This window comes from Mycolicibacterium confluentis, from assembly GCF_010729895.1.
Lineage (GTDB): Bacteria > Actinomycetota > Actinomycetes > Mycobacteriales > Mycobacteriaceae > Mycobacterium > Mycobacterium confluentis.
The window spans coordinates 917,123-934,558 of sequence record NZ_AP022612.1; the positions used below are offsets into that span (position 1 = coordinate 917,123).

The following is a 17,436-nucleotide window of genomic DNA, read 5'->3' on the forward strand; positions in this document are numbered from 1 at the left end:
GTCAACCCGACGCGCGCAGGCTCAAGTCCAGCAGCAGTCGTGACTCCGGGTCGCCCAGCGACGTCCCCAGCACCTGCTCGATCCGACGTACCCGGTACCGCACGGTGTTGGGGTGCACGTGCAGTGCCTCGGCGGCGTCGGCCACATCACCGAAGCTGTCCAGATAGGTGCGCAGCGTCCGGGTCAACGTCGAATCCAACTGCTGGATCCGGGAATCCAGCAGCCGAGGATTGTCGGCCAGCCAGGTGACGATCTCGTCGAGCAGCACGGTGGTGCGTGCCTCCGCAGTCGAGCTCACCCGATCGATCGCGCCGGGATGCCGATCGCCACTGTCCAGCACGCGGTCGATGTCGACGCGGGCCGCCGCGACCTGACCGAGCCCGGCCAGCGACGCGGCCGTCACGGCCCGCAGATCCAGGCCCAACTCGGTCTTCAGGGAACTCACCACACCGCGGATCCACGACGTGACGGCCGCGGGTCGGCCCGCGTCGGGGAACACCACGTAGGCCCGCTGGCCGACGGACGCGACCACGGCGTCGCGGCGAAACGCGCTCGCGCTCAGCCCCAGAATGTCGCCCAGCCGAGCATGAGGCGCTGCGCACTGCACGCCGACGACCGCGGCCCGGCCGTCTTCGGCGATCCCGAGTTCCCGGGCCAGCGTGCCGAGGTCGTCGCCGCCCTCACGCAGTCCGAGCAGTTCGTGGGCCCGGACGGTGTGCATCGACGGTGTGCTCATCAGCCTCGTCATGATGCGTGCCGCGAGGACGGCGGCACCCCGCAGCACGTCGTCGGCGTCGTCGGCCAATGGACGGGACCCCTCCTGGACCCAGATCGTCCCCGCGAACGTCGGGGTCCGACGCTGGTCGACGTCGGGGCGGTGGACGCCGATCGCACGCCGAGGCCGCAGTCCCAGTTCCGGGCGTGCGGCCACCCGCACGACGCCGCTGCCCACGCGCAGTGCGTCGAAGATGCCCCACTGCGCGATCCACGCCAGGTGCTCGGGCGGCCCGGCGCGGCCCAGGATCGACAGCCGGCGCAGTTCGTCGGCCTCGTCGTTGGACGCCGAATACGCGAGCACATGCGACTGCGCGTCCTCGATGCTGACCATGCCGTGCGTCCGGTCGGCGATGGACTGTGCCAGGCCGAAGAGGTCGGTGCCGGAGTCGGACTGAGGGTCGGCGCGGTCGCCGTGATGCTCGAAGACATGGTTGACCAGGCGGTACAGCCGTTCCCATCGCGCGCGGGGGTCGACTGCGACGACGGCGACGCCCAGCGTCGCGGCCCGCTCGACGAGCGTCGATCCGGGCTCCTTGGCGAAGATCGCGGTGGGATGCCGTGCGGTGGCCTGCCGGTCCAGCCATCTCAGCGCCTCGGCCTCGGAGATGCCGAGGAGGAAGAACACGTCGGCCGACCCCGCCGCGAGCGCAAGGCCCAGGCGGACGTCGTCGGAGTCCAGCAGCGCGGCCGACGCCACCGGAAGATCGAGCCCGCGGGGCGCCTGCACCAGCGTGACCAGGGTCGCGTCCAGGGCCAACAGCAGTTGACCGAGGCTTACTCCCGTGACCCGCATATTGTCCGATTCTACTAACACCGACGCTCTGGATTGGCTGATCAGCTCACAGTTCGGTCGGTCATGTCGGGGATCGTTGACCCCATGGATGCCATCTCCGACGTGCCGCTTCCCGCCAACGAACCGGTCCATGACTACGCCCCCGGGTCGCCCGAGCGCGATCGCCTGATCACCGCCTTGGACGAGCTCACCTCGGCTCCGATCGATCTCCCACATGTCATCGCCGGCCGGCGCCTGATGGGCGACGGTGCCCGCATCGACGTCGTCCAACCGCATCGCCACAGCGCCGTGCTGGGCACACTCACCAACGCCGAGCACCGTGAGGCCGCAGACGCCGTGGACGCCGCGATGGCGGCCAAGGCGAACTGGGCCGCGATGCCCTTCGACGAACGCGCCGCGGTGTTCCTGCGCGCGGCCGACCTGCTGGCTGGGCCGTGGCGCGAGAAGATCGCAGCGGCGACCATGCTGGGCCAGTCGAAGACCGCCTATCAGGCCGAGATCGATGCGCCCTGCGAACTCGTCGACTTCTGGCGGTTCAATGTCGCTTTCGCCCGCCAGATTCTGGCGCAGCAGCCGATGAGTTCGCGCGGCGTGTGGAACCGCACCGACTACCGGCCGCTCGATGGATTCGTCTACGCCATCACGCCGTTCAACTTCACCGCGATCGCGGGTAACCTGCCCACCGCACCCGCGCTGATGGGCAATACCGTGGTGTGGAAACCCTCGGTCACGCAGACGTTCTCGGCCTACCTGACCATGCAACTGCTCGAAGCCGCAGGCCTGCCGCCCGGCGTCATCAACCTCGTGGCCGGTGACGGTCTGGCGGTCTCCGAGGTGGTGCTGACGGATCCACGCCTCAGCGGAATCCACTTCACCGGGTCCACCGCGACCTTCCAGCATCTATGGCGGGAGGTCGGCACCAATATCGAGCGCTACCACAGCTATCCGCGTCTGGTCGGGGAGACCGGCGGCAAGGACTTCGTCGTGGCCCACTCGTCGGCACGGCCAGACGTGCTGCAGACCGCGCTGATTCGCGGTGCGTTCGACTATCAGGGGCAGAAGTGTTCGGCCGCTTCGCGCGCGTTCATCCCGCAGTCGGTGTGGCACGAGATGGGTGACGATTTCCTTGGTGCCACCGACGCGCTGGCCTACGGCGACGTCACCGATCTGCGCAATTACGGCGGCGCCCTGATCGACGAGCGGGCTTTCGCCAAGAACGTCAAGGCCATCGAGCGGGCCAAGGGTGCGGCGGGGGTGACGGTGGCCGCTGGCGGCGAGTATGACGAGAGCACAGGCTATTTCGTGCGTCCCACCGTGCTGCTGTCCGACGACCCGACGGATGAGGCGTTCTCCACCGAGTACTTCGGGCCGATCCTCGCGGTGCACGTGTATCCGGACGACAAGTTCGACGAGATCCTGACGGTCGTCGACCAGGGGGCCAAGTATGCGCTGACCGGAGCGGTGATCGCCGACGACCGCGGGGCGGTGCTCACGGCGTCCGAACGCCTGCGGCACGCCGCGGGCAACTTCTACATCAACGACAAGCCCACCGGGGCGGTCGTCGGGCAACAACCATTCGGCGGATCGCGGGCCTCGGGCACCAACGACAAAGCCGGCTCGGCGCTGAATCTGTTGCGCTGGACATCCGCGCGGTCCATCAAGGAGACGTTCGTGCCGGCCACGTCGCACCCCTACCCGCACATGGAGGTCTGAGCCATGACACGCCTCTTCGACACCCTGGCCCGACCCGCGATCCTGACCGCGAGCCATTCCCACGGCTTGAAGCGGTCTGCGGAACGGATCCCTCTGACCCGTCGGGTGGTGCAACGGTTCGTGCCGGGGGAGACGGTCGAGGACGTGCTCAGCGCCGTCGCGGACCTGCGGTACTCGGGGCGGATGGTCAGCATCGACCACCTCGGCGAGGATGTCATCGACACGGGCGCCGCCGACGCCAACGTGCAGGTCTACCTGAGGCTGTTGGACCTTCTGGGAGAACGGGGCGAGGCGAATCCTGAAGGGGTTGCGCCGCTCGAGGTCTCGTTGAAGCTGTCGGCGCTGGGGCAGGCGCTGGACCGCGACGGTGAGAAGATCGCGCTGGAGAACGCCCATCTGATCTGCACCCGGGCACGTGAAGTCGGGGCGTGGGTCACGGTCGACGCCGAGGACCACACCACGACGGACTCGACCCTGCTGATTGTGCGCGAACTGCGCGCCGACTTCCCGTGGCTGGGCACCGTCCTGCAGGCCTATCTGCGCCGCACCTACGGCGACTGTCAGGAGTTCGCGGCCTCCGGTGCCCGGATTCGATTGTGCAAGGGCGCCTATGACGAACCGGCCGCTGTCGCCCACCGCAACCCCGATGAAGTCACGGCCAGCTATGTGCGCTGCCTGCGGGTGCTGATGGCCGGTTCTGGATACCCCATGGTCGCCTCACACGATCCGGCGGTGATCGATGCCGTGGCCGGTATTGCCCGTGAATGCGGGCGGGGAGCAGGGGATTTCGAGTACCAGATGCTCTACGGCATCCGGGATGCCGAGCAGGTTCGTCTGGCCGACGCGGGCGCCAACATCCGCGTCTACGTGCCGTTCGGCACGCAGTGGTTCGGCTACTTCATGCGGCGCCTGGCCGAGCGCCCCGCCAACCTGGCGTTCTTTGCGCGTGCGTTGGTGCAGCGGGGTTAGGCCGGGTACGCGGCGACCGGCATCACGACGCTGCCGCGGCAGGCTCCGGTGGAGATGTCGGTGTGCCAGATGCCGCGCAGCGACCCGTCAGGCTGTGGCGCGTAGAACGTGAACGACTGCGCCGGACTCCACTGCGACTGGCTGGTGTCACCGCCGATTGAGCACTGCCACACCCACTCGTAGCTGGTCTTCCACTGCTGGCCGTCCCATGAGTAGCGCAACGGGTTGGGCACGGTCGGGTTCGAGGACGGCGGGCCGTCGGCCGTGGCGACGCACGCACCCGCGCCGCAACTGGTCGACAACGTGAAGACCGCGGCGAAGTCGGCCTCGCGCTGGCGGACCGCCGCGCTGGTGCCGCCCTTCTGCGAGGCATAGGTCACCATCGAATACCGCCCCATCCACGGCTGCCCCGCGGCCTGCGCCGGAGCCACTCCGATCAACGTCAACCCCGCGATGAGGCACAGGGCCATCACCGCACCGCGTGGGCGTCGGATGCGCATCGTTTTCCTCGAATGATGTGGATTGGTCGGTGGTCCACCCAAGGTATCGACGGGGTCCGTCAATTCCCGAATCGCGACGCGGGGCATGACCAAGTCGTTATGGAGTCGATGCCCGGTCTTGGCGCAGGTGTTGCCGGCCGCGTCAGACCAGCGAATCGAGCGCCGTGATGATGCCGACGACGTCGGTGCTCTCGGCCCGACGAATCCGCCGCACCACCGTCCCGATCGGCTCCGGAGGGTTTGCGATGACGCGGCCGAGGAGCTTGGTCCGGTTGTCCAACCCGTCGATGACGAGCGGCCGGATGGCACCCGGGACGTTCGACACCAGCGTGCCGGCGCGCCAGGCCTCGTCGCGCGCGATGTCCACGCTGAAGTTCAGCGCCAGCGCCACATCGGGCCCGCCGACCGCGGTCAGTTCGGCGAGCTTGGGTGAGAACTCCTCGACGGCTTTGCGGGCCAGCGGGATCAGGCTCGCCAGCACCTCGTTGATCTCGTCGAAGTCCGTGCGAAACCCCGGCAGAGCGGCGGGCTTGAACTCCGATCCCGTCACCACGCCAAGGTCCAGGTTGATGTGGGCGTTGATGCCCAGCAGCAGGTCCTGCAGGATGATCGTCTGGTCGGCTCGGGCCTGCTCGAAGGCGAACTGCCACGAGCGGCTCGTCCGTTGCCTGCGCTGGAACCGGTCGTAGGCGGCGAAGTAGGCATTGGCGAACTTCGCGTCGAACCGGGACATCCGCGGACCGTCCTCGAAGATGCCCAACTCGATCCCGTCCCTGACCCGCAGGGTCACCTGCCGGTAGAGCGCCGCGAAGTACCCCAGTGGGTCCCGTCGTCTCTTGGTGTCGGCGACGATCGTCGCCAGGATGTCGAGCACGTCCTCGATGTCCTTGGCCTGCATGATGAACCACCCCCTATGTTGCACTGTGGCCGCGCCGTGGGGGTCTCGCACGCGTAGTCGACTACGTGTCGTTGTCGAGAAGTCCCAGCAGCGTCCAGGCGGCCAGCGACTGCGCGTCGGTGATCTGGGAGGTGCGCATCATCGACTCGACCTGCTCGCGGGTGAACCACGCACAGCGCATGTCCTGCTCCTCGTGCTCGCGCTGCGGCGGGCCTTCGGTGATCCCGAGCGCCAGATACGCCCGGCCACGCTGACTGCTCATCCCCGGCGCGACGTCCAGCAGACCCAACTCGACCATCGTGGTCGCCGTCAGACCCGTCTCCTCGCGAAGTTCACGCGCGGCCAGATCGGCCGGCGCCATCTCAGCGCGCTCCGGCGCGGTGCCCTGCGGAAACTCCCAGCGACGCATGCCCAGGGGGTACCGGAACTGCTCGACGAGCATGTACTGATCGTCGTGCCGCGCGATCACCAGCGCATAGTCCGGTTTGTCCACCACTCCGTAGATGCCGTGGCTGCCGTCGGGCCGGCGAATGGCGTCTTCGCGCACGGTCATCCATGCGTTGGAGTACACCGTGTCGGACTTGCACCGCTCGATGGGATCCATCGGGTCAGTATCGCGGTAGCGTCACAGGCGTGCTGTTGGCTTCCTTGAACCCCGCTGCTGTGGCCGCCGGTGCCGACCTCGCCGACGCTGTGACGATCGGCGGCACCACGCTGAGCCGCAGTGACCTCGTCGGCGCCGCGACGTCGGTCGCCGAACGCCTCGGCGGTGCCCGCCGAGTGGCCGTGCTCGCCACGCCGACCCCGGCCACCGTGCTGGCCGTGACGGGCTGCCTGATCGCCGGCGTGCCCTTCGTGCCGATTCCGGCCGACGTCGGCGTCACCGAACGCGCGCACATGCTCACCGACTCCGGTGCCCAGGCCTGGCTCGGGGAGCTGCCCGACGATCCCGGCGGACTGCCGCACATCCCCGTGCGCATGCACGCCCGGTCGTGGCACCGGTACGCCGAACCCTCGCCCAGTGCACTGGCCTACATCATGTACACCTCGGGCACCACGGGTCTGCCCAAGGGCGTCCAGACCACCCGCGCGGCCGTCGCCGCCGACATCGACGCGCTGGCCGAGGCGTGGCAGTGGAACGCGGACGACACACTGGTGCACGGACTTCCGCTGTTCCACGTGCACGGCCTGGTGCTGGGGCTGCTGGGCTCGCTGCGCATCGGCAACCGATTCGTGCACACCGGAAAGCCCACACCCGAGGCCTACGCCGCGGCGGGAGGCACGCTGTACTTCGGGGTGCCGACGGTCTGGTCGCGGGTGGTCGCCGACCCCGACGCGGCCCGCGCCCTGTCGTCGGCGCGCCTGCTGGTGTCGGGCAGTGCGCCGCTGCCGGTGCCGGTGTTCGACAAGCTGACCGAACTCACCGGGCATGCGCCCGTGGAACGGTACGGCAGCACCGAATCGCTGATCACGCTGAGCACCCGCGTCGACGGTGAGCGTCGCCCGGGTTGGGTGGGGTTCCCCCTTCGGGGAGTCGAAACCCGCCTGGTGGACGACGCCGGTGAGCCCGTCCCACATGACGGGGAAACCATTGGCCACCTCCATGTTCGGGCGCCGATGCTGTTCAAGGGATACCTCAACCGGCCGGAGGCCACCGCCGAGGTGCTCGGTGACGACGGCTGGTACCGCACCGGGGACGTCGCCGTCATCGACGCGGAGGGGATGCACCGCATCGTCGGACGCGAGTCGGTCGACCTGATCAAGACCGGCGGCTTTCGCGTGGGAGCCGGCGAGATCGAGACCGCGCTGTTGGAGCACCCGGGCGTGCGTGAAGCTGCGGTGGTCGGGATGCCCGACGCGGATCTGGGCCAGCGGATCGTCGCCTACGTCGTCGGGGATGCGTCCCCGGAGGAGCTGATCGACTATGTCGGGCAACAGCTTTCGGGGCATAAGCGGCCGCGTGAGGTGAGGATCGTCGCCGAGCTGCCGCGCAACGCGATGGGCAAGGTGCTCAAGAAGGAGTTGATGACATGCCCCTGAGGTTCAGCGAACTGTGCATCGACGCCCATGATCCCGCGGCGCTCGGGCACTGGTGGTCGCAGGCCCTGGACTGGCCGTCGGAGATCACCGAGGACGGCGACGTCGCACTGCGCCCGCCCGGTGGAGCCCGGCCGCTGTGGCTGTTCCTGCCGGTCGACGATGAGAAGGTGGTCAAGAACCGCATCCACTTCGACTTCACGCCCGACGATCAGGAGGCCGAGGTGGCGCGCTTGATCGGCTTGGGCGCCCGCCACGTCGACATAGGGCAGGGCGAGTCGAGTTGGGTTGTGCTCGCAGACCCCGAGGGCAACGAGTTCTGCATCCTCGCCGCTGAGTAGCCAGCGGAGTAGCTCTTTCCCGCGTGCACCCCTTCCCGCGAGGCCTCACCTTCCCGCGAGTGTGCGTGTCTGTACGGTGACACGCCGCGTCAGGCGTACAAAGTGGGCCGCTCGCCAGAGACCCAGGGGACGCTCGGCGTCGTGAGAAGAGCTCAGCCCCAACCATTCTCGAAGACGAACTCCGAAAGTGGACGCGCCACCGCCCAGTGGTCGATCTCCAACTGTGGGCGCGCGGGGAACTCCGGCACCTCACCCAGGCACAGCACCGCGATGGGTTCGGCGCCCGCGGGCATGCCGAGCAGCTGAGCCAACGCCTCCGGATCGAAGATCGACACCCAGCCCACCCCGTAGCCCTCGGCCCGGGCCGCAAGCCAGACGTTCTGAATCGCACACGCGGCCGAGGCCAGATCCATCTGCGGCATGGTGCGCCGGCCGAAGACGTGCTGCTCGCGGCCCTCGCCCAGCGCGATGACCAGCAGTTCGGCGCAGTCCAGGATGCCCTCGACCTTGAGCGCCATGAACTCGTCGTCGCGAGAGCCCAGCGCCTCGGCCGTGCGGATCCGCTCCTCGTTCACCAGGCGGTGAATCCCGGCGCGAACCTCGTCGTCGGTGATCCGGATGAACCGCCACGGTTGCATCAGGCCGACGCTCGGCGCCGCATGCGCGGCGCGCAGAATCCGGTGCAACGCCTCGGGCGGTACGGACGTGCCGGGCACGAATCGGCGCATGTCACGCCGGGCGAAGATGGCGTGGTAGACCGCGTGGCGTTCAGTGTCGCTGAACGCATGCAGGCTCATTGTTGGCGCCTCAGTTCGCGTGCAGGGCCTCGTTGAGGGTGATGCCGTGGCCGTCGCGATGGACGACCTCCACCGCTCCGCTGAGTGAGTTGCGGCGGAACAGCAGATTCGACGATCCGGACAGTTCGCGCGCCTTGACCGACTGGCCGTCGGACGTGGTCACCTTCGTGCCTGCCGTGACATACAGACCGGCCTCGACGACGCAGTCGTCGCCCAGCGAGATGCCCAGACCCGAGTTGGCGCCCAGCAGGCAGCGCTTGCCCAGCGAGATGACCTCGCTGCCGCCGCCCGACAGCGTGCCCATGATCGAGGCACCGCCGCCGACGTCGGAGCCGTCATCGACGACCACGCCGGCCGAGATGCGCCCCTCGACCATCGAACTGCCCAGGGTGCCCGCGTTGAAGTTGACGAATCCCTCGTGCATGACGGTGGTGCCGGAGGCCAGGTGCGCGCCGAGTCGCACACGGTCGGCGTCGGCGATGCGCACGCCCGCGGGCACGACGTAGTCGACCATGCGGGGGAACTTGTCGACGCCGTAGACCGTCACCTGCCCGCGGCGGCGCAGCTTGGCGCGCACCAGTTCGAAGCCCTCGACCGCGCACGGCCCGTGGTTGGTCCACACGACGTTGGTCAGCAGGCCGAAGAATCCGTCGGCGTTGAGCTTGTGCGGCGCGACCAGGCGGTGCGACAGCAGGTGCAGACGCAGGTACACGTCGTGCGTGTCGGCGGCCTTCGCGTCGAGGTCGGCGATCGTGGTGCGGACGACGACGGTCTCGGTGCCGCGGTCCTCGTCGCGACCGGCCAATGAGGCCAGGTCGGCGGGCGCGTCCGCGCCCGAAAGCCGCACGGTGCCGGCGTCGCTGAACGTTCCGAGTTCCGGGGCGGGGAACCAGGTGTCGAGAACCGACCCGTCGCTCGCCAGTGTTGCCAATCCGATACCCGCAGCTCCAGTCACGGTGTTACAGGCTACCGGGACGCCCAGTTGACGCCCACGGCACGTCCTTGCCATCGCCGAGACTGCGGGGAGTGCGAAAACTCGCCGGATTGAGCTCACTCACCGCAGTCTCGGCGGATGGGGGCAGGGCGGCTAGCCTGGGTAGTCGTGCTGGACCTTCACGGTGATCCGATTGCCCTGACCGCGGCGCTGGTCGACATCCCCAGCGAGTCGCGCGACGAGGCGCGCATCGCCGACGCGGTCGAGTCCGCGCTGCGCGAGCAGACCGTCGGCTTCGAGGTGATCCGCAGCGGCGACTCCGTCCTGGCCCGCACCAATCGGGGCCTGCCCAGTCGCGTCATGCTGGCCGGACACCTCGACACCGTGCCGATCGCCGAGAACCTGCCCAGCCGGATCGAGGGCGACGTCATGTACGGATGCGGCACCTCCGACATGAAGTCCGGTGACGCGGTGTTCCTGCACCTGGCGGCCACCGTCACGGACCCCGCCCACGATCTGACGCTGGTGTTCTACGACTGCGAGGAGATCGAAGCCTCGGCCAACGGCCTCGGTCGCATCGAGCGCGACCTGCCGGAGTGGCTGCGCGCCGACGTCGCCGTGCTGGGGGAGCCGACGGGCGGTTACATCGAAGCCGGCTGCCAGGGCACGCTGCGCGTTGTCCTGAGCGCGACGGGTACTCGGGCGCATTCGGCGCGATCGTGGATGGGCGACAACGCGATTCACAAACTGTCGCTCGCGTTGGCGAGGCTGGCCGACTATCAGCCGCGCGATGTCGACATCGACGGGTGCGTGTACCGCGAGGGTCTGTCGGCCGTGCGCATCGACGGGGGAGTGGCGGGCAACGTCATCCCCGACGCGGCCTCGGTGACGGTGAACTTCCGGTTCGCACCTGACCGCAGCCCGCAGCAGGCGTTCGACCATGTCCGCGAGGTGTTCGACGGTCTGCCGGTCTCCGTCGAGTTGACCGACTCCGCGGCGGGAGCACTACCGGGTCTCGGGCAGCCCGCCGCGGCCCAACTTGTCGCGGCCGCAGGCGGTCAGGTGCGGGCCAAGTACGGCTGGACCGACGTGTCGCGGTTCGCGGCGCTGGGCATCCCCGCACTCAACTACGGCCCGGGGGATCCGAACCTGGCCCACCGGCGTGACGAGCGGGTGGAGATCGCGCAGATCACCGCCGTGACGGAGACGCTGCGCGCTTACCTGTCCCGCTGAACCCCGCGGGCTTCGGCGAGCGCGCGGTCGGTCAGCGCAGCGTCGACCGTGGGCGCGAGTCGCTCGAGCGCGTCGGTGGCGCGTGGGTCACCGAACCTGACTGCCTCATACCAGCACTGCACCGCGATGGCGGCCTGCCCGGATCGTTCCGCCATCCCGGCGGCCTGCCTGGCCGCCGCGACGGCGCCATGCTGATCGCGGCCGGCCGCAAGCCGCCATGCCCGTGCGATCCCCAACTCCGGAGCGAACAGTGCGGATTTGGTGCCGTGCCGAGACTCCGCCCGTGCCAACATCTTTGCCGCGCCGGGCAGGTCGCCGAGCTGCGCCTTCGCTGTTGCCGAAAGCATCAACGCCAGCGGTCCCCACGAATAGCCCGTACGTTCCAGAGCCGCCGCGGCGGGACCGAGAAGTTGCGCTGCGGTCGCCGAATCACCCTTGGCCAGAGCGACATTGGCGAGAAGCACCTCACCGATCGCGCGACCCGGCTGCTGCAGTTCGGCGAAGTCGGTGTGCCGCTGCGCGACGGCTTCGGCACCGTCGAGGTCTCCGGCCATCACCAGCGCCGTGCACTCCGCCAGCCCGACCGTGAACCGCAGCAGGCCCGGGTGCTCGACCGCGGAGGCGCGTCGCGCATAGGGGTCGACGTCGGCGAATCGGCCCATCCGCGCCGAGGACAGGGCCGCGGCACTGGCCGCCCAGGCCACCGCGGTGTCGTCGGCCGTCGATGACGACAACACCGTCTCGGCAATCCGCAGCGCACGCTCCGGCGCTCCGGCGTTCATCGAGAAGGTGGCGGTGAGCGCATCGATCGTGGTCTGCGCGGAGGGTTCGCTGAGGCGACTGCGGGTGTTGCGCAGGAACGCCGTCGCCTGCTCGGGCTCGCCGAGCATCCAGAACTGATTGGCCGCGCGCGGCAGCGCCCACGCCATCACTTCACCGTCCGACAACCCGTTCTGGTCCACGGCAGCGAGCAGTTCGGCCGCCTCCCGCCCGCGGCCCTGCCAGGACAGGGCGTGCGCGAGCACCAGACGAGCACCGAGGGCGTCGGATCGTGCCAAGGCCGAGCGGGCCAGGCGTTCGGCCAGGGTGAGGTCGCCGAGGCGCAACGCCGCACCGGCGTCGGAGATGGTCTGGTCGACGGGCGGCGGGCGATCACTGTCGACGGCGAGGTCGGCCACCCGGAGTCGGTCGCTGGGGTGGTCACCCGCGCGCGCCGCCGCGACCTGCGCCAGGGCGCCCCGAATGCGTCGTCGGGCATCCGGATCGAGGGCCGCCGCTGAGCGCAGCGCGAACAGCGGATGCGTCGTGAACACCATCTGTGCGCCGCCACGGGGAAGCACCTCGATCACTCCGAGTCGCTCCGCGTCGCGCACCGCCTCCTCCGACGTCAGCGTGACGAGGTCCTCGCGCGGGATGGGCTCCTGCTGGCTGAGGTGGTCCAGGACGGCGCGGACTTCCGCGGGCGCATGGGTCAGAAACGCTTCGGCGTCCTCGACCGAGGTGACCGCAGCGGCCTGCGCGACGTCGATGCGGCGCAGCAGCGCGTCGGTCCACAGCGCTCGGACGGGCGCCGGTGCGTCCTCTTCGCGTGCCGTGACGATCATCCGGGTCTCGCCGGCCAGCGCGAGTTGGTACACCAGCGTCGCCGAGAGCGGATCGAGTTGGTTGGCGTCGTCGACGATCATCAGGTCGTCGGCCTCGGCCCGCAACGAGTCGCGCGCGGCGCGCAGCAGCGCGGCGGGTTTGCCCATCTCGGCGACGTCGACCAGATGTGCGAACGCGCCGAACGGAACCGCGCGTTCGGTGGGCGTACCGGTCACGATGCGCAGCGCCACGCCGGGGTGCGCCTCGGTGTACTGCGCGGCGGCTTGGTGCACCAGGGTCGATTTGCCGACCCCATCGGGCCCGGTCACGACGGCGCCGGGACGCCTCGCCACCGCCGCCGCGAGCTGCTCGAGGACGTCGGCGTGCTGCGGGACGCTCCAGTGCATCGGCACGGCCGGATCCTATGACCCGGGCGGCGGGGCTGACCGGGTTAGCGCCAAATACGCTCGGGTGTCATGCAGAACGAATGGGCCGTCTGTGTGTACTGCGCCTCGGGGCCCACACATCCTGAACTGTTGGATCTGGCCACCCGGCTGGGCCGGGGGATTGCCGACCGGAACTGGACGCTGGTGTCGGGCGGCGGCAACGTCTCGGCGATGGGAGCGGTGGCCGCGGCGGCGCGCTCGCGCGGTGGCCGCACCGTGGGGGTGATTCCGAAGGCGCTCGTGCACCGCGAGGTCGCCGACGTCGAGGCCGACGACCTGATCGTCACCGACACCATGCGTCAGCGCAAACAGGTCATGGAGGACCACGCCGACGCCTTCATCACGCTGCCAGGCGGCATCGGCACGCTCGAGGAGATGTTCGAGACCTGGACCGCCGGCTATCTGGGCATGCACACCAAACCCGTGGTGCTGCTCGACCCGGACGGGCACTATGACGGGCTGCTGTCGTGGTTGGACGGGCTCCTGGCAACGGGTTTCGTCGCCCAAGCGGCATTGGACCGGCTGCTGGTCGTGCGCGATATCGACGCGGCGCTGGATCTGTGCGCTCCCCGTCCGATACCACCGGTCTCGTCTCCCGGTTAGGCTCGACGGCATGCCAGCGTCTGACTCTCGTGCTTCCGTCGGCCTCCTCGACATCGTTAGCCAGATCCCCGGCCTCCTGCTGGATGCGCCCGCGATCGTTCGCGGGGTCAGCACCGGGATGCTCGCGCGACCGACATCGAAAGCCTCCATCGGCAAGGTCTTCCAGGACCGGGCGGCCAAGTACGCCAACCGGGTCTTCCTGAAGTTCGGCGACCAGCGGATCACGTACGCCGAGGCCAACGCCACCGCCAACCGCTACGCGGCGGCCCTCGCGGCGCGCGGCGTCGGGCACGGCGACGTCGTGGGCATCATGCTGAGGAACTCACCGAATGCGGTGCTCGCGATGCTGGCCACGGTCAAGTGCGGGGCCGTGGCGGGGATGCTCAACTACCACCAGCGCGGCGACGTCCTCGCACACAGCGTCGGACTTCTGGGGGCCAAGGTCATCCTGTCCGAGACCGACCTCGTCGAGCACCTCAGCGAATCCGCCGAACTCGAGCCCGGCGTGGTGGTGACCATCGAGGAGTTCGAGAAGTCCGCGGCGACCGCGCCGACGGGCAACCCGGCGTCGGCGTCGGCGGTGTTGGCGAAGGACACCGCGTTCTACATCTTCACCTCAGGCACCACCGGCAACCCCAAGGCCAGCGTCATGACGCACTTCCGCTGGCTGCGCGCGCTGGCCGGGTTCGGCGGACTTGGCCTGCGACTGCGGGCCGACGACACGCTCTATTCGTGCCTGCCGCTCTATCACAACAATGCTCTGACGGTCGCGTTGTCGTCGGTGATCAACGCCGGTGCCACGCTTGCCATCGGCGAGAAGTTCTCGGCGTCGCGGTTCTGGGACGACGTGATCCGTTACGACGCGACGGCGTTCATCTACATCGGCGAGTTGTGCCGGTACCTGCTCAACCAGCCCGAGAAGCCGACCGACCGGCAGCACAGGGTCCGGTTGATCGCGGGTAACGGCCTGCGGCCCGAGATCTGGGACGAGTTCACCACGCGGTTCGGGATCAAGCGGGTGTGCGAGTTCTACGCCGCCAGCGAGGGCAACACCGCGTTCATCAACATCTTCAACGTCTCGAAGAGCACGGGTGTCAGCCCGATGCCGTTCCTGGCCTACGTCGAATACGACACCGACACAGGCGAACCCAAGCGCGACGAGAACGGGCGGGTGCGCAAGGTGGGTGCGGGCGAACCGGGTCTGCTGATCAGCCCCGTCAACCGACTGTCGCCGTTCGACGGCTACACCGACCCGACGGCCAGCGAGAAGAAGTTGATTCGCAACGCCTTCCGGGACGGCGACGTGTGGTTCAACACCGGTGACGTGATGAAGCCGCAGGGCCTGGGGCATGCCGCATTCGGCGACCGCCTCGGCGACACCTTCCGCTGGAAGGGTGAGAACGTCGCGACGACCGAGGTCGAGGCGGCACTGGCCGCTGATCCTCAGGTCGAGGAGTGCACGGTCTTCGGCGTGGAGGTGCCGAACACCGGCGGGCGCGCGGGCATGGCCGCGGTCAAGGTCCGCGAGGGGTGTGAGTTCGACGGAGTGGAACTGGCCGAGACGCTGTACAGCAGGCTGCCCAGTTACGCGGTGCCGCTGTTCGTTCGGATCGTGGACTCGCTCGAGCACACCACCACGTTCAAGAGTCGCAAGGTGGATCTGCGCGACGAGGCCTACGGGTCACACGTCGAGGACCCGCTGTTCGTGCTCGCCGGTCGGCGTGAGGGCTTCATCCCTTTTCACGATGCGTACCCCAGCGAGGTCGCGAGCGGGGAGCGTCCGAAGGGCTGATGGTTCTGCTGCGCCGAGATCGACACCAGGGCTGTGAAGCTGGTGAGGCAACGACCCGTGTGTCGAACTCGCGGCAGATCTGCTGTCCGCACTGCTCAGAGGCTATATCCGGATCAGTCGACCCGACCGGTGAACGCGGCCATCTAGCCTGGAGTCGTGCAGTCGACGTTCTTGGGTAGGCCGGTGGCCAGCGATCGGGCGCTGATCATGGCGATCGTCAACCGCACGCCCGACTCCTTCTACGACCGCGGCGCGACGTTCACCGACGGCGCCGCCAAGGCCGCGGTGCACCGCGTCATCGAGGAGGGCGCTGACGTCATCGACATCGGCGGAGTCAAGGCCGGTCCCGGTCAGCAGGTCGACGCCGACGAGGAGACCGCCCGCGTCGTGCCGTTCATCGAATGGGTGCGCGCGGAGTATCCCGACCAGTTGATCAGCGTCGACACCTGGCGCGCCAGTGTGGCCAAGCTGGCCTGCGCGGCGGGCGCGGATCTGATCAACGACACGTGGGCCGGCGCTGACCCCGGCCTGCCCGAGGTGGCCGCCGAGTTCGGCGCAGGGCTGGTTTGCTCCCACACCGGGGGAGCGGTCCCGCGGACCCGGCCTTTCCGTGTCAACTACGGCACCAGCACCCACGGCGTCGTCGACGACGTGATCCACGAGGTGACGTCGGCAGCCGAGAAGGCCGTTGCTGCGGGCGTGGCTCGGGACGCGATTCTGATCGATCCGACCCACGATTTCGGCAAGAACACTTACCACAGTCTTAGTTTGTTGCGGCACGTAAAAGAGCTTGTTAACACTGGATGGCCGGTCCTGATGGCCCTGAGCAACAAGGATTTTGTCGGGGAGACTCTGGGTGTGGGACTGACCGAACGCCTCGAGGGAACCCTGGCCGCCACCGCGTTGGCGGCGGCCGACGGTGCCCGAATGTTCCGGGTGCACGAGGTCGGATCCACTCGGCGCGTACTCGACATGGTCGCGTCGATCCAAGGCGTGCGTCCACCGACGCGCACGGTGAGGGGATTGGCATGACGACACTTCCTGACCTGTCCACCGAGAACACGGTTCCCGGCTACTCGTGGTTGTCCGACCACAGCTGGAACCGGCCGACGTGGACAGTGGCTGAGCTCGAGGCCGCCAAAGCCGGTCGCACCATCTCAGTGGTGCTGCCCGCACTGAACGAGGAGGAGACCGTCGCCTCCGTCATCGACACCATCTCCCCGATGGTCGGCGGACTGGTCGACGAACTGATCGTGCTGGACTCCGGGTCCACCGACGACACCGAGATCCGCGCCATCGCCGCGGGGGCGCGCGTCGTCAGCCGCGAACAGGCCCTTCCCGAGGTGCCGCCGCAGCCCGGCAAGGGTGAGGTGCTGTGGCGGTCACTTGCCGCCGCCACCGGCGACATCATCGTGTTCGTCGACTCCGACCTCATCGATCCCGACCCGATGTTCGTGCCGCGCCTCGTCGGCCCGATCCTGACCGGCGACGGCATCCACCTGGTGAAGGGCTTCTACCGGCGCCCGCTGAAGGTCAGCGGCGCCGAGGACGCCAACGGTGGCGGCCGGGTCACCCAACTGGTCGCGCGCCCGCTGCTGGCGTCACTACGACCCGAACTGGGGTGTGTGCTGCAGCCGCTCGGCGGTGAGTACGCCGGCACCCGCGAACTGCTCACCTCGGTGCCGTTCGCACCCGGCTACGGCGTGGAGATCGGACTGCTGATCGACACGTACGACAGGCTCGGTCTCGACGCCATCGCTCAGGTGAACCTCGGTGTGCGCGTGCACCGCAACCGCCCGCTGACCGAACTGGCGTCCATGAGCCGCCAGATCATCGCGACCATGCTGCAACGCTGCGACTTTCCCGACTCGGGTGTGGGCGTGACGCAGTTCTTCGCCGACGGCGACGACTTCACGCCGCGGATCTCCAAGGTGACGCTGGAGGACCGGCCGCCGATGAACACCCTTCGTTAGCGGTGCCCCGCCCGATCTGTCACACCCATCGGGCAGTATCGAACCC

General features: G+C 68.7%; 16 protein-coding genes. 9 read left to right on the top strand and 7 right to left on the bottom strand.

The window, feature by feature from the left end; all coding sequences use genetic code 11:
• Position 1 precedes the first annotated feature (1 nt).
• A complete protein-coding gene (locus G6N34_RS04350; protein ID WP_085153977.1) occupies positions 2-1,570 on the bottom strand; it encodes a helix-turn-helix domain-containing protein in 1,569 nt (522 codons plus the stop codon).
• 84 nt (positions 1,571-1,654) lie between these two features.
• On the opposite strand from G6N34_RS04350, the gene pruA reads away from it, so the two are divergent.
• The gene (gene pruA, locus G6N34_RS04355; protein WP_085153979.1) at positions 1,655-3,283 is read left to right on the top strand and encodes an L-glutamate gamma-semialdehyde dehydrogenase; all 1,629 of its coding nucleotides are present in this window, start codon (positions 1,655-1,657) and stop codon (positions 3,281-3,283) included.
• A 3-nt stretch (positions 3,284-3,286) separates the two neighbouring features.
• A complete protein-coding gene (locus G6N34_RS04360; RefSeq protein WP_085153981.1) occupies positions 3,287-4,252 on the top strand; it encodes a proline dehydrogenase family protein in 966 nt (321 codons plus the stop codon).
• On the opposite strand, the gene G6N34_RS04365 is transcribed toward G6N34_RS04360, so the two are convergent.
• The 3 genes from G6N34_RS04365 to G6N34_RS04375 form a co-directional block, all read right to left on the bottom strand.
• Complete coding sequence (locus G6N34_RS04365) at positions 4,249-4,752, bottom strand: Rv2253 family sensor-like surface protein (RefSeq protein ID WP_085153983.1); 504 nt, start codon at positions 4,750-4,752, stop codon at positions 4,249-4,251. The genes G6N34_RS04360 and G6N34_RS04365 overlap by 4 nt on opposite strands.
• A gap of 142 nt (positions 4,753-4,894) precedes the next feature.
• On the bottom strand, positions 4,895-5,650 hold the full coding sequence (locus G6N34_RS04370; RefSeq protein WP_085153985.1) for a DUF5995 family protein: 756 nt from the start codon (positions 5,648-5,650) through the stop codon (positions 4,895-4,897).
• A 61-nt stretch (positions 5,651-5,711) separates the two neighbouring features.
• Positions 5,712-6,254 carry an NUDIX domain-containing protein gene (locus G6N34_RS04375; protein ID WP_085153987.1) on the bottom strand — a complete coding sequence of 181 codons (543 nt, stop codon included), beginning with the start codon at positions 6,252-6,254 and terminating at the stop codon, positions 5,712-5,714.
• A 29-nt stretch (positions 6,255-6,283) separates the two neighbouring features.
• Between G6N34_RS04375 and G6N34_RS04380 the strand changes: the two genes are divergently transcribed.
• Complete coding sequence (locus G6N34_RS04380) at positions 6,284-7,690, top strand: acyl-CoA synthetase (protein ID WP_085153989.1); 1,407 nt, start codon at positions 6,284-6,286, stop codon at positions 7,688-7,690.
• Entirely contained in the window at positions 7,681-8,028 is a 348-nt protein-coding gene (locus G6N34_RS04385) for a VOC family protein (RefSeq protein ID WP_085153991.1), read from the top strand. Before G6N34_RS04380 ends, G6N34_RS04385 begins: the two co-directional genes overlap by 10 nt.
• Before the next feature lie 152 nt (positions 8,029-8,180).
• Here G6N34_RS04385 and bluB read toward each other — a convergent pair whose 3' ends face one another.
• Together bluB and dapD are read right to left on the bottom strand one after the other, a co-directional pair.
• Positions 8,181-8,825: a 5,6-dimethylbenzimidazole synthase gene (gene bluB, locus G6N34_RS04390; RefSeq protein WP_085153993.1), complete on the bottom strand. Its 645-nt coding sequence runs from the start codon at positions 8,823-8,825 to the stop codon at positions 8,181-8,183.
• 10 nt (positions 8,826-8,835) lie between these two features.
• The gene (gene dapD, locus G6N34_RS04395; protein WP_179965723.1) at positions 8,836-9,834 is read right to left on the bottom strand and encodes a 2,3,4,5-tetrahydropyridine-2,6-dicarboxylate N-succinyltransferase; all 999 of its coding nucleotides are present in this window, start codon (positions 9,832-9,834) and stop codon (positions 8,836-8,838) included.
• A gap of 93 nt (positions 9,835-9,927) precedes the next feature.
• Between dapD and dapE the strand changes: the two genes are divergently transcribed.
• Complete coding sequence (dapE, locus tag G6N34_RS04400) at positions 9,928-10,992, top strand: succinyl-diaminopimelate desuccinylase (protein ID WP_085153997.1); 1,065 nt, start codon at positions 9,928-9,930, stop codon at positions 10,990-10,992.
• Here dapE and G6N34_RS04405 read toward each other — a convergent pair.
• Positions 10,977-12,983: an ATP-binding protein gene (locus G6N34_RS04405; RefSeq protein ID WP_234813003.1), complete on the bottom strand. Its 2,007-nt coding sequence runs from the start codon at positions 12,981-12,983 to the stop codon at positions 10,977-10,979. The two genes, dapE and G6N34_RS04405, sit on opposite strands and share 16 nt — an antisense overlap.
• A gap of 69 nt (positions 12,984-13,052) precedes the next feature.
• Between G6N34_RS04405 and G6N34_RS04410 the strand changes: the two genes are divergently transcribed.
• From G6N34_RS04410 to G6N34_RS04425, 4 genes are all read left to right on the top strand, one after another.
• On the top strand, positions 13,053-13,625 hold the full coding sequence (locus G6N34_RS04410; RefSeq protein ID WP_085154001.1) for a cytokinin riboside 5'-monophosphate phosphoribohydrolase: 573 nt from the start codon (positions 13,053-13,055) through the stop codon (positions 13,623-13,625).
• Between the two features lie 10 nt (positions 13,626-13,635).
• Positions 13,636-15,417 carry a long-chain-acyl-CoA synthetase FadD6 gene (fadD6, locus tag G6N34_RS04415; protein ID WP_085154003.1) on the top strand — a complete coding sequence of 594 codons (1,782 nt, stop codon included), beginning with the start codon at positions 13,636-13,638 and terminating at the stop codon, positions 15,415-15,417.
• A 156-nt stretch (positions 15,418-15,573) separates the two neighbouring features.
• Positions 15,574-16,449: a dihydropteroate synthase gene (folP, locus tag G6N34_RS04420; RefSeq protein WP_085154005.1), complete on the top strand. Its 876-nt coding sequence runs from the start codon at positions 15,574-15,576 to the stop codon at positions 16,447-16,449.
• Positions 16,446-17,390, top strand: coding sequence for a glucosyl-3-phosphoglycerate synthase (locus tag G6N34_RS04425; RefSeq protein ID WP_085154007.1), 945 nt, complete (start codon positions 16,446-16,448; stop codon positions 17,388-17,390). Before folP ends, G6N34_RS04425 begins: the two co-directional genes overlap by 4 nt.
• Positions 17,391-17,436 lie beyond the last annotated feature (46 nt).